At 35.8% G+C, this 12779-nt stretch carries 14 protein-coding genes; 5 read left to right on the top strand and 9 right to left on the bottom strand.

All coding sequences use genetic code 11. The annotated features are described in order from the left end of the window. Both YQ22_RS00715 and YQ22_RS00720 read left to right on the top strand, forming a co-directional pair. Nucleotides 1–795, top strand: coding sequence for an anti-sigma factor (locus YQ22_RS00715; protein WP_071339664.1), 795 nt, complete (start codon nt 1–3; stop codon nt 793–795). 166 nt (nt 796–961) lie between these two features. Further along, entirely contained in the window at nt 962–1144 is a 183-nt protein-coding gene (locus tag YQ22_RS00720; protein ID WP_058103114.1) for a hypothetical protein, read from the top strand. Nucleotides 1145–1153: 9 nt separating this feature from the next. On the opposite strand, the gene YQ22_RS00725 is transcribed toward YQ22_RS00720, so the two are convergent. Further along, nucleotides 1154–2197 (bottom strand): VOC family protein, encoded by a 1044-nt coding sequence (locus YQ22_RS00725; RefSeq protein WP_071339665.1) that lies wholly within the window; start codon nt 2195–2197, stop codon nt 1154–1156. After that, a complete protein-coding gene (locus YQ22_RS00730) occupies nt 2190–2894 on the bottom strand; it encodes a glycosyltransferase (RefSeq protein WP_071339666.1) in 705 nt (234 codons plus the stop codon). Before YQ22_RS00730 ends, YQ22_RS00725 begins: the two co-directional genes overlap by 8 nt. A 209-nt stretch (nt 2895–3103) precedes the next feature. Here YQ22_RS00730 and YQ22_RS00735 point away from each other — a divergent pair, with 209 nt between their 5' ends. Continuing rightward, complete coding sequence (locus YQ22_RS00735; RefSeq protein WP_071339667.1) at nt 3104–3895, top strand: DUF547 domain-containing protein; 792 nt, start codon at nt 3104–3106, stop codon at nt 3893–3895. A gap of 131 nt (nt 3896–4026) precedes the next feature. Next, a complete protein-coding gene (locus YQ22_RS00740) occupies nt 4027–6270 on the top strand; it encodes an efflux RND transporter permease subunit (RefSeq protein WP_071339668.1) in 2244 nt (747 codons plus the stop codon). Between the two features lie 345 nt (nt 6271–6615). Here the strand turns inward: YQ22_RS00740 and YQ22_RS00745 are convergent, their stop codons facing one another. The 3 genes from YQ22_RS00745 to YQ22_RS00755 form a co-directional block, all read right to left on the bottom strand. Beyond that, complete coding sequence (locus YQ22_RS00745; RefSeq protein WP_071339669.1) at nt 6616–7893, bottom strand: tetratricopeptide repeat protein; 1278 nt, start codon at nt 7891–7893, stop codon at nt 6616–6618. A 132-nt stretch (nt 7894–8025) separates the two neighbouring features. Continuing rightward, nucleotides 8026–8796, bottom strand: coding sequence for a DUF4331 family protein (locus tag YQ22_RS00750; RefSeq protein ID WP_071339670.1), 771 nt, complete (start codon nt 8794–8796; stop codon nt 8026–8028). A 23-nt stretch (nt 8797–8819) separates the two neighbouring features. Continuing rightward, a complete protein-coding gene (locus YQ22_RS00755; protein WP_071339671.1) occupies nt 8820–9530 on the bottom strand; it encodes a DUF4331 family protein in 711 nt (236 codons plus the stop codon). 202 nt (nt 9531–9732) lie between these two features. Here YQ22_RS00755 and YQ22_RS00760 point away from each other — a divergent pair, with 202 nt between their 5' ends. Then, nucleotides 9733–10938 (top strand): LETM1-related biofilm-associated protein, encoded by a 1206-nt coding sequence (locus YQ22_RS00760; RefSeq protein ID WP_071339672.1) that lies wholly within the window; start codon nt 9733–9735, stop codon nt 10936–10938. 18 nt (nt 10939–10956) lie between these two features. On the opposite strand, the gene YQ22_RS00765 is transcribed toward YQ22_RS00760, so the two are convergent. The 4 genes from YQ22_RS00765 to YQ22_RS00780 are packed head-to-tail and all read right to left on the bottom strand — an operon-like array spanning nt 10957 to nt 12765. Then, entirely contained in the window at nt 10957–11721 is a 765-nt protein-coding gene (locus tag YQ22_RS00765; RefSeq protein WP_071339673.1) for a LytR/AlgR family response regulator transcription factor, read from the bottom strand. Nucleotides 11722–11775: 54 nt separating this feature from the next. Further along, a complete protein-coding gene (locus tag YQ22_RS00770) occupies nt 11776–12135 on the bottom strand; it encodes a 2TM domain-containing protein (RefSeq protein WP_071339674.1) in 360 nt (119 codons plus the stop codon). A gap of 1 nt (nt 12136) precedes the next feature. Further along, nucleotides 12137–12475: a 2TM domain-containing protein gene (locus tag YQ22_RS00775; protein WP_071342444.1), complete on the bottom strand. Its 339-nt coding sequence runs from the start codon at nt 12473–12475 to the stop codon at nt 12137–12139. Further along, nucleotides 12475–12765 (bottom strand): 2TM domain-containing protein, encoded by a 291-nt coding sequence (locus tag YQ22_RS00780; protein WP_071339675.1) that lies wholly within the window; start codon nt 12763–12765, stop codon nt 12475–12477. The genes YQ22_RS00775 and YQ22_RS00780 overlap by 1 nt, the downstream gene beginning before the upstream one ends. Nucleotides 12766–12779 lie beyond the last annotated feature (14 nt).

Raw genomic sequence — 12779 nt, forward strand, 5'->3', positions numbered from 1 at the left:
ATGGATGTAGAAAAATACATAGCATCGGGAATTTTGGAGCTTTACGTAGCCGGTACACTCTCAGAGAAAGAAAATCTTGAGATTGCCAACTATGCCAAGGAGTATCCAGAAATAAAAAAGGAGATCGAGGAAATTGAGGCTTCAATATTAGAATTGTCCAGAAAAGCTTCACCAGGATATCATTATTCTTTTAAAGCATTGATGAATAGAATTAATGGTGAGGTCAAGGTAGTTGATATGAATGAAAAACGTAGTACTCCATTCTTATCTTATATGGGTTGGGCTGCATCTATTTTATTGGCTGTAGGACTCTTCTGGATGTATCAGCAAAATCAAGATTTGAAATCTAACATTGAACTAGTGGAAAAGCAGAATGTAGATTTGGAGCAGCAAATTGCCGATACCGATTCTTCTTTAGAACAGACCCAAGAATTATTGAATACACTTAGGGATAAGAATATTAGTGTAATCCCTTTAGGAGGGCAAGACGTTTCACCTACTTCATACGCCAAGGCGTATTGGAACAAACAAGAAGAAAAAGTATTTATAGATGCCAAAGGGCTGCCAGAACCGCCAGATGGTTTTGTTTACCAGGTTTGGTCTCTTAAACTTTCACCGCTTACACCAACCAGTATGGGTCTTCTTGAAGATTTTGCAGCAGATGAAAACAAAGTCTTTGCATTAAATAATCCTAATGACTCAGAGGCATTTGGTATTACCTTAGAACCTGCTGGCGGTAGCGAATCACCAACCCTTGAACAATTGTATACCCTTGGGGTCGTCAATGCTTCATAAGAAGTAAAACACCTCCGGGCAAGCCCATGAGGCATATAAAGGAAATAAACGTTTAAACTAGAAGGCAAGCCTAAGGGGTGTTAAACCCTTTGGCGGTGCCAATAAAAAATCATGTATTAATGGGCAGTTTATAAAAACTGCCCATTTTTTTTATTATTTTTCCACCATGGATTTAAAGAAAATTTTTGGAACGGTGCTTACCTTATTAGGAATCGGTGGGCTGGTTTATACTGCAATATTATTCGCTAATAGCAGCGGAACAACAAAACAACTTATTGTCTATGGTGTTTTAGGTGCCATTTTCTTCTTTTCGGGTATAGGACTCATTAGAAATACCAGCCAAAATTAGCCCATAGAATCAACGGTCTGTATTAACCCTGTGTAGGGCAAGGCTCTTTACTAGCCATTTAGGTAAGGTCTTATTTGGATTTCTTTTCTTTAGGTTTAGATACAAACCTAGCGCTTTAAAGATAGGTACCTTATGGGTCTCTACCAATTCTATCAACGTGCCATCTGGGTCTTCCATATAACTAAAATGACCGGCGGCGTCGCCCATATCAAAACTGTTGGCACTGTCTACCGTAAAAGGACAGTTATTATTGATTGCCTTTTCCCTTATCACAGCCATACCAGATACATCAAAACATAGGTGAATGTAACCCAAATCGCCCCATAGCCTATTTTTAAATATCTTGTTTGGCCTTTCATCTAGTAGCTGAACAAGTTCTAGTTGCGTAGGTCCCAAAAGGTCTCCAAAACCACCAACAGACGTACGTTCTTGCTGTAATATTACTCTTCTACACTTTTTCTTATCGGTGGACAAAACTGAATCTATCGCATCGTACACCACTTTAGTATACCCCAGCATAGTGGAGTAAAACCCCATAGATTTCGTAATATCACTTACCCCTATAACAGCACCTAGCACTCCCCCATTTAATGAAGACTGCTTAGAGAAGGAATACATATCTTCTACCAGCTGAACACGGTTTCTAAAGGGGTCGTTAAAATAGAAATTTGGCTTATGTGTATGGCTTATCTGCGATAAATTAAGTACCCCTAATTCTTTTAAGTACGTGTGCATTTTCATAAGATTACCACATCTTATCTTCATAGCGTATATACCTAAATCGCCAAATTTTATAGGATTTTCAGATGCTACAGGAATTCGGTCTTTAAATTGCCAAATTTCCAAACCACCACCACCGGTCATGTTGAGCGATAGGTACGCTTCCCTTTTCTCAACCTTATTATTGGTATATTGAGACATCAATGACGCAACTGCCTCATCTTCAAATAATAAAATATCAAAACCTAAATGGTTTCTATACCAATTAAATACTTTTTTGACATCTGATACTCCAATGCCTATTTGTTGAATACCGTTAATTATTTCAACCATTATATGGGGTGCGTATCAATTTATTATGAAGCGATTTTAATTTATTTCCTGGATATCCCAACTTAAAAAGTACCACTAAGATGAAATTGGACAAATTGACCCGTAAATACGAATTAGATTCATATTTACGTGCCGAAACTACCAAATCGTTCTTTATTATGGTGTAAGATATCCGCTCTTTCTTCATCCTTGCAAAAAATTCAAAATCTTCCATAAGCACCTGTTGCTCATTAAAACGGCCTAGCTGTTCAAATGCTTCTTTCCTAATGAATAGGCATTGATCACCGCCACCCGTAAACAAGCCGTCTTTAGCCGTAAAGGCTGCATTTATTCGTAGATACCATTTATCCTTATCAAATCGGTAAGAGAAAAATCCTGCATCATAGCCGTCTTCTAAACTTTGCAATATGTTATCTATAAATTCAGCAGGCGGAACTACATCTGCATGTAAAAAAACCAGTGTATCGCCTAATGCCAAACTAGCCGCTTCATTCATTTGAGAAGCCCTACCCTTATTCTTGCAACGCAGTATTTTTACCTTGCCATTACATTCAAGCAATTCAATATCGTCAGAATTACCGGGTGACAAGGCTACAATTACTTCTACTAATTTATTATGCTCTAAAAAACATGCAATGCTAAAAAGCCGCTGTAGATTATCATATTCATTATGGGCAGGTATAATTATACTGATCATATAACTGGTTGATTCGTAGAAATTTGGTTAATTACTATTGTTTTGATTGACACCAACTTTTGTTTATTTACGTAAGTTGGTCAAAATAGTTTTAATACTGGCTTTATAATTATAAAAAAGTTAACGTAATCAATTAAACATATACTCGACCAAGATGAAACAAACCTTTCAAATACATTTACGTAAGTAAGGTGATCTAAAACTACATTATGAAATTAAGACTATATTTTTTAGCTGCTCTATTTGCATTATCATGTACGGCTAAAACCAATTTACAGGCACAAACGGAAGCTGGTGACAAAAGCGTTGACTTCAATGAGCTATCAGAATCTTTCTTGCATAAAATAAAAGCCGAAGAAGATACTCAGGAAATACAAAATATTTTAGCAAATACCACCATTAAGGAATTGGATGCCGCTCTTGACACCAATGATAAACGTTTGGCGTTTTGGTTGAATATTTACAATGCTTATATACAGGTTATTTTGCAGAATAATCCTAAACTGTATGATGACCGTGGCAGTTTCTTTAAATTGGAGCAAATTAAGATTGCCGGTGAAATGGTTTCGTTTGCAAAAATTGAACATGGTCTTATTAGAAAATCTCAATGGGAATATGGTTTAGGCTATATACGCAAATGGTTCCCTAACAAATTTGAACGAAAACTAAGAGTTGACAAACCTGTGTACAATATACATTTTGCGTTGAACTGTGGCGCCAAAGATTGTCCGCCAGTAGCCATATATGAATGGGAACGCCTACCAGAACAGTTAGAAATAGGCACAAAAAAACATCTAGAAAAAACAAGTGAGTTCAATACAGATACCAATGTAGTTAAGGTAACATCATTATTCAATTGGTTTAGGGGAGATTTTGGCGGAAAAAACGGTGTTAAAAAAATCTTGAAAAAAAACGATATCATACCTTCTATAAAAGATGTAGATATTGAATACACCAACTATGACTGGACCCCTTATTTGGACAATTTTATAGAATTGTAGCCATAGTATGGTGTTTTGGGTTCTTTAGTTATTAGTTACCCCAACATAAGAAATATTCTTATTTGGTTCTTAGTACGTTGATTAGCTTATAGAGTGTTAAATTTGCACCCGAAATAGATTTATACTTTTCTATGAAGGTTGACTTTGGTTTCCTTAAAAAGTTTTTTGTTGTACTGTTCATACTACTAGGCGTATTGGCGGTCTCTAAATTGGATGAGCTCCAATTTTCATTCGATTTTAGTCAGTTTTTTCCTGAAGAAGATCCTGATTTGGCTTTTTATGATAAGTATGTTGAAGAATTTGGTACTGATGACAATTTTTTACTTATTGCCATAAAGAACCCTACAGACGTATTTCAAGAAGACTTTCTAAAAAAGTTCCAGGCAATTTCCGAAGAAAGCAAGGATTTTGAATTTGTATTGGAAAGCAGCTCTATTACCTCGTTATCCTACCCTCTAAAGACATCTTTTGGTTATACTACGTTGCCCATTGTCCATATCAACGACCCCAGTTTATATGAACAAGACTGGGACAAAATAAAATCTGATTCCCTATTCATTAATACGCTTATTGCTAAGGACAGAAAATCACTGGTACTGGCCTTACAAACCGTAGACAACCTCAATTACCAGCAGTCTAAACAACTTTTAAATCAAATTAGGGCATCTTTAAAAGCGAATAATCTGCCCGATTACCATATTCTTGGTAGGGCCTTCTTTTATGAAGCTATTGTAGAAATGCAAAAGAGCGAAGTATTGACAACCACTATAGTAGCTTCTATTTTGGTGTTTATTATTCTTCTACTGGTTTACCGAAGTATGCCCGTAGTTTTAATTTCGGTTTTCTCGATAGCCATGTCACTCTTATTGTTTATGGGGCTTTTGGGCTGGCTAGGCAAAGAACTGAACGCCATGGCAGCATTTTACCCAGTATTAATGCTTATTGTAGGTACTTCTGATGTTATACACCTAACCGATAGTTATATACGAAAACTACAAAGCAACATTCCACGATATGCCGCCATAACCTCATCTTTAAAAGAAGTGGGTATGACTACCTTACTTACCTCCGTAACTACTGCCGTTGGTTTTGTGACGCTTTTATCATCTAGATTAGTGAGCATTCAAGAATTTGGAATCAATGCCGCCATTGGTGTTTTGGTAGCTTATATCACGGTAATATTCCTAACAGGATCATTGCTAATAAGTTTACCGGAAAAATCGTTGGTGGGGCGTAAAAGCATATCAGAAAATTGGGTCAATTACTTATTAAAGATCAATACGTTCACCAAAAAATTTCCTAAAACCATTATTGCCGGTACTGTACTTTTTACCGCACTCTGTATTTTAGGTATATATATGGTGCAGACCAACCAAGAACTTAAACAGACCTTACCTTCTGAAAGTAAAATTGCCTTAGATTTTGAATATTTTCAGGACAATTATGCAGGATTTAGACCCTTGGAAATTGCTGTAATGGGTGTTGATGACCATAAGGTAACCGAATATGAAGTGGCTTTGGAAATTGAAAAATTGCTTACGTACCTTAAAACAATTGAAAGTATAGGGAGCTTACAATCTTCTAACCTTGCCTATAAAATATTGAACAAGGCCAATAACCTAAACAACTCGGCTTTCTTTAAGCTTCCACAGGACAAAAAAACGTTCTTAAAATATCAAAAAGATACGCGTAAACTTGCACGTAAACAGCTTGCAAAATTTGTAAATGCAGATGAATCTATTGCACGTATCAATGGCCGGTTACAAGATATTGGAACAGACAACTTAAAAGTGGTTTATGAAAACATTGGCGCTTTTGCCAAAACCCAATTAGACACCGCTCTGGTTAAAATAAAAGTAACGGGTAAGAGTATTTTGTTGGATAAAAATTCCGAATACATAAGAAGTAGTCTTCTTGAAGGATTACTCTATGGTTTATTATTGATAGGGGTCATCATGGCTTTTGTTTTCAAGGATATTAAAATATTCTTGATTTCATTGGTGCCCAATATCCTACCTATTTTATTTGCAGGTGGCATGTTGGGTTTTCTGGGTATTCCGTTAGAAGCATCGTTATCTGTGGTATTCGCCATAGTATTTGGAATTGCGGTAGACGACACCATTCACTTTTTAGGAAAATACAAGTTAGGTATTACCCAAGGGCTGGAAAAAGAGGCGGCCATTGAAAAAACCTTTGCTCAAACAGGTAGAGCCCTGGTCATTACAACCATTATATTGTTCTTCGGATTTATGGTAATGCTGTTTTCTATTCATCAGCCCAGTGTTACCATTGGATTGATCATTAGTGTAACCTTGGTAACAGCGTTGATATTAGATTTACTATTATTACCGGTGCTGCTAAGAAAATTAATTTAGATAGAGCTATTGGTACGATTTAATGTCTTTTGCAAAGACCTGTAGGCAACTATAGTTTTGCCGACCAATAAAATCATTAAGCTAATCCATAATGTAAAGAGTAGGTATTCCATAACACTAATTGGTTTACTTGGTTACTTTTAGTTCACATTTTAAAGTCGTGGGGCGCACATTAAAATGTATTTGGTCGATAAATATATGTATTTCATCTATGCGCCTGTTAAAAAAAACCAAAAATTCGACGAAATGCATAATAATAACAACGCCACGACTTTACATCGTGGCGTTGAAAAAAAAACAATCCAACCTAAAACAAACATGAAATGAAAATAATTGGGCTATCAATTACAGATCATGGACTTGCTTTTCCATACCAGGACCCAGTTCATAAATGGCTCCTATTAATTCTCCTTTAATTTCCTTAACTCTGTCTTCTTTTCCGTTTGCCTTGTATACCTCGGCAGCTTGGTAAAGCAGCGCAGGTTCAAATGTTTTTCCGTATACGTAGGTATCCATAATCTTCATAGCCTGTTCTTTGTCCCCATTTTTAAGGTGACTATAGCCCAGCCAACTATAAGATTCTGGAGTAGGCCTATTATCTACCTCCCTTTGTGCCAAAATCAAGGCACTGTCATATTGTTTGGTTTCACCAATGTACAAGCCCAGATTATAGGCATTATACATATCACCATATGCTTTATCTTTTACGCGGGTAAAGTACTCGTCCAAATTCTTTGTACGAATTAAGTCATCACCGGAATAGTCGGCAATTTCTGCTTTTAACAGAAAATAATCTGGTGCATCATAGGTTTTGGTAACGGAGTCCAAAATGCGAATGGCCTCTTTAGAGTTCTTATCATTGGAAAATACGATCCATGCAATACCTTTTTTAGCGTATGCATTGTTGTTATCAATTTCCAGCGCTTTTAAATAATGATTGTATGAATCCTCAATTCTACCGGCATGCCCGTAGTAATCGCCCAAATTGGTGTAGCTCCATAACATTAGATCATTATTTTTAGACAATTCGGCCTTCGTTCTAGCCTTTTCCATAAAATTTATGGTCGTATCTAAATCTCCCTTGTAATCGTTCCATTTTGCTACACGGATCATGTATCCAAAATCTGACATGTTCTTTAAACTATCTAAATAGCTTTCTGCTACATCATAGTTTCCTAGTTCCATATGAACATCAAAGTACAAACTTTGGGTCTCTGTTTTATCACCACCTATTGCCGCTGCAGAATCTGCTAACTGAAGGGCTTCTTTAAAACGATGCTGGGAAATATAATTTCTGGCCAGCGACCTGTAAAATCCGGGTTTACCTATATTGGCAATATCAACGGCTCTTTTTAAACTTTTTTCAGCCTTCTTTAAAAACGCTATATCACCAGTTTGTTGAAAATACCTGCTGTACTCCCCGCCTACTACACCAAAACTGGTTAGCTGCATACTGTCTGATCTAATTTTAGAGTTCCAAAGATCAAAATATTTTGATGTGGTCTTGACCTCGTTAGCTACTAAATATTTATCGTAATCTTTTTTGTTTGCAATTGCATCATGATTCTTAGTATTACAAGATGATACCAGTAACACTACTATTAAAAGCTTTATTAATTTCATAAGGTTGTTTTTTTGTGGATCGTTTAAAATAGGGAGGGCCTTTCAACCCTCCCTTCCCTTCTCTTTCATAAACAATTTAGGGATGTGCCAATCTTACTCACCGTTAACAATAAGTAAAGTGAAGGCAACTTCTTATTCTGGTGCTCCCAAATATGGGAACGTAGTACCTACAGTGGCCGTTAGCCCAACGCCATCTGAGGTTAATCTTGGTAAATCTGCCATACCATCATCATCGGTATCTTGACCACTAAAACGGTCTCCTTCCATACCACCGAACAATAAAATCAATGACACATCAATAACATCATCTTGTGGAGTTCTACCTGTCAAAGCAACCTCATCACCATCTGGAACCAAAATTCTTCCATCATTATCAAAATCGGTACCCGGATTAAAGTATGTGGTAGGTAAGTTAGGAGCAACCTCTAAAACATCGGCAGCCAAGTAACCTGTTAATGTAGGTGCATCTAAACCTAATATGTTGTTTTCATAGTTTACATCTGCAGGATCAGCTCCTAAAATGTTAGCATACACATCATGATATGCCTCTAACCTTGCTTCAAAATCTGCTTGAAAAGTTGCAGCCATTTCTGAAGGAATAGACATGTTATGAGCATCTTTAATATCACCATCTGCACTTAATACCGTATTGATACCTGGTCTACCCATAAAATCTACTTGGGCATAAGTACCTGTAAAGTCTGGCTCCATTGGTTCCATAGCATCTTCACATGGGGTACATGTACCACCACAATCTACTCCGGTTTCGTCACCGTTCATAATACCATCATCACATGTTGGTGTAACCACTACTGGTGTATTGTCATCATCATCGCTACAAGAAGCTAATGCGGCTACTGCCAAAAGAGACAAAAACGTATATTTTATATTTTTAAATTTCATCTTACTATTTTTTTAAAAAGTTATTATTGCTTAACATTTGTAGTTACCCAAGTCTTATATACTTCTAGACCCAAAGCATTTTGACCCGTTGTAGTTCCTAAAAGACTATTAGGAATTTCAACAACTATTGCCATTGTATTGGCGCCATCAAAAGTATCGACTGCAGTTTCATCGTCATCATCTGTAGAATCTGGATCACCCGCTGGTTTAAAACCTAGTGGGGCCGTACCACCAATTACTTCATTGAACTGAAAGAAGTCAAAGAAAAAAGCATCTTGTCTAGGACCTGCAAATAAAGAAACTCCACTATCCGTAGTTTCTACAATAGCAGTTTCAGCAGAAATGTCAACTGAACCTAATGGCGCATCTACCATTACTGAACCGTTCAAACCTGTTTCGCTTGGTGCAACCGGACCAAAAAAGTACATTTTACTATCTCTTGGTATAGCTTGTATTACCAAATCTTCTACCAAATCATTATCGGTATCAATATTTATTTCCAGTAATACATTTTCATCGAACGTACCATAAGCCAAATCTGGCAATACATTAGATTGAAGATCTACCGCAAAAACGGTATTGTCTGAACCTTCAGTTGGTTCAAAAGCATAAAAATCGGCAATATCTGCCGTGGTTCCCATAGAGCTAGGCGCATCAATATGATCTGCCGCCACTAAAAGACCTCCTACTAGAGCCAAAGCCCCAAGTCCCATAAACAATTTTGATTTTTTCATTATCTCTTTTTTTAGATTAGAATCACCCTTACTTACGGAGATAAAAATGGAAGGTTCATTTTTTCTTAAAAAAAATTTAATTTTATTCCAAATCCTTAAAATTCATATCATCAAAAAAACCATTTATAGTGTAGAAGTACTTATTTATAAAAAGGTTTGAATTAATAATTAGCTAACTTTGCAGTGTTAAATTATTAAGATTATGAACCCGTCTTCCTCTGGTTGGATCGAGAAATATGGTTCGTTGGTGCAAAAACACCAAGATGCATTCCCCACTTTTGAAGCGCTATACACTACCCTAAAGAAAAGCGGTTTTGTATACGGGCTAAATGCCAGCATACCAGATTTTATTATATTGGAGCATACCCTTTCTGAAGATGAGAAGGCTAAAATCAACCTACTACATGCCCTGTATTTTACCTATCGTATTGAAGGTGGCGAAGACTATTCCATATTTATAGAACAGGTATTCAAATTTTATGAAATTTTAAAAATCAACAACGAGAGCTTTTTTGATAAGTGGTTTACCGGTAATAAAACTTCTGCCAAACTAGAAAAGTTGATGACCTCTAGAATATATATTGAGGATAATATTATCAGTAAAACTTTTAATAGTCTTATTACCAATTCATTACTGTTTATAGATGTACTACTTTTTAAACATTTTTTAAACGACTACCCCGCTTTAAAGGAAAAGGCGGAAGAAATAGAATATTTGGCCATAAATATTAGCTACCACGCTTTAAGTTCTAAGGAACTGGACAGAAAAGACAATAAGCTTTCGCAATTATTGGCATCATCATTAACCTATATTAACTGTGCCGAAAATAATTTTGATGGTACTTACAGGGAAAGACTATTGAACAATAAGGATAATTGGGAAAACAGATATTTACTTGATATGGCCTGTTTAACCGTTTGGGAAGACCATTCTTTAGATTATACGGAGTCCGATTTTATTTTTGGCATTGGTAAAGACCTTGGTTTTGACAATACTATTATCTCAACCTCTATTACCGACGTTACCGAATTTTTTAAACTTAATTTTGATACCATTCCTTATTTAAAGGAAAAGAATTTAGCCAAGCAATTTTACGACAGCATGGGTAAAATTGTCAAGAAACTTATTTTACGTAACAGCAAAAGATTACATAAAGAACTTTCTCAAAGTGCAGAATTGGTAGCCCTTTTATCTAAATCTACAGTAAGAGATCTAAGTGATGAGGAAAAGAGGAAGGTTCAAAATCAACTGTTGGATATTTTTAAGAGCATACCTTCTTTAGCGATTTTTATATTACCGGGCGGGGCAATTCTGCTTCCTATATTTATTAAGTTAATTCCAAAGCTGTTACCATCGGCCTTTGATGAAAATAGAATTGACGAAGAAGAAGACCTTTATCGCAAATAGTTCACATAATTGAAATTATTATTCTAACCAAAGCTTAAAGTCCTTAACTTTTTCCCTGCTCACAATAATCTCATGGTCGTTATTGTTCTTTAGCTTGATCTGTAACCTAGAGTTCGTATAGGATACTATATCCTTTATATGGTCAATATTCACAAAGAACTTTCTACTTACCCTAAAGAATACCTGCGGTTTAAGTTCATCTTCCAATTGCTCTAAAGTGGTATCCAATAAATAATTACGACCATCTTTTGTTGCCGCGTAAGTGCCTTTGTTCTCACTATAAAAACACTCTACATCTTCCGAATTTATAATCTTTAAATGCTGTCCTACTTTAGCGGTAAAACGTTTTTTATACTCGCGCTCTAGCGGATTTACCAATAACTTTTTAATATCCTCAAAATCTAAGGCAATTTTATTAGGCTCACTTTCTACCTTAAAGCGTTTTCTATATTTCTTGACCGCCTGCTCCAAATCTTCATCATCTATTGGTTTTAGCAAGTAGTCAATACTATTCAATTTAAAGGCCTTAAGCGCATACTCATCAAAAGCAGTAGTAAATATAATGGCACTGTGCACTTCAATTACATCAAAAATCTCAAATGAGAGTCCGTCAGATAGTTGAATGTCCAAGAATATCAAATCTGGATGTTCATTCTCTTGAAACCATTGTATAGCCTCATCAACAGAATGTAACATTGTAGAAACTTCAAGCTCTAAACTTTCTAACATTCTGCCCAATCTACGCGCTGCAGGCTTTTCATCTTCTATTATAATGGTTCTCATAGGTAATTTGGTTTGGTGGGTATATGTAAGATAATTGAAAATTATAATTCTTGGTTAATGATCATTGCGCCCTAAAATTTCATTGATTCTTTCTTGCTCCCAATTTTTTAAAAATTTGGGTTTGAACACAGACCAATCTTTATACTTTAATACATAAACATAAAGTGCATGAAAGGCTACAACAACACCCCAAATAATAGGTATACTGTAAATGTTCCACTCTAACCAATACACAAATTTGGCGTCTAGATCCATATCACCTATAAATCTATCGAACACTTGAATTTTAAATAATAGCACTAGAAAATTCAACTTTAAAAATGTACCTAGGTGTTTATAAAAATTCTTGATTTCAAGAACTCTTTGCTTGGCATAAGCCAGTTTATGGTTGTTTTCAATTGATGTAGTTTCCATATTACCTGTATTTATCCGCTTCTTTTTTATCCTTTTCCATCAATTTCTTGATCTGTCTTTCTTCCCAATCCCTACTGAACAACATATTTTTGTTGTAAACTTTGGCGGCATGGAATGCCAAACCTATTCCCCAGAAGAATGGCGTGGAAAACGTAGCAAAATGAAAGAACGCTTCTGAAAAAGACTCTCCACCGGACATTCTTGCCGAAACCGTAATTATAATAATAAATATGTTGACCAATACGTATACCGTAGCATGTCTATAAAATGCCTTTATATCATTGACCTTTTTACGGGCCCTTGCCAATTTGTCCGCGTATTCAAATTCGTTGAGTTCCATTACTTCCATCTTTTTGCGTTTTCTTCTTCCTGTAGAAATTCTTCCATCTTTCTCTCTTCCCAATCGCGATCCATAAACGGATTCAAGTTAAAGATTTTATTTGCTTTAAAAAACAAGTTTATGCTTAAACCTAATACCACCCAAAGAAACCAGGCATATTCCCATTCGTTCAAATAATAATTAATACTTGCTACTATAATAATTGTTCCTATGGCAGAGAGTACTTTGTTGTAAAATTCCTTGATTTCCTCTACCCTATTTTTTGCTCTATTATATTTTGCGTTGTCCATGATCTTCAATTTGT

Origin of the sequence: Maribacter sp. 1_2014MBL_MicDiv, from assembly GCF_001865655.1 — a bacterium.
Classification (GTDB): Bacteria; Bacteroidota; Bacteroidia; order Flavobacteriales; family Flavobacteriaceae; genus Maribacter; species Maribacter dokdonensis.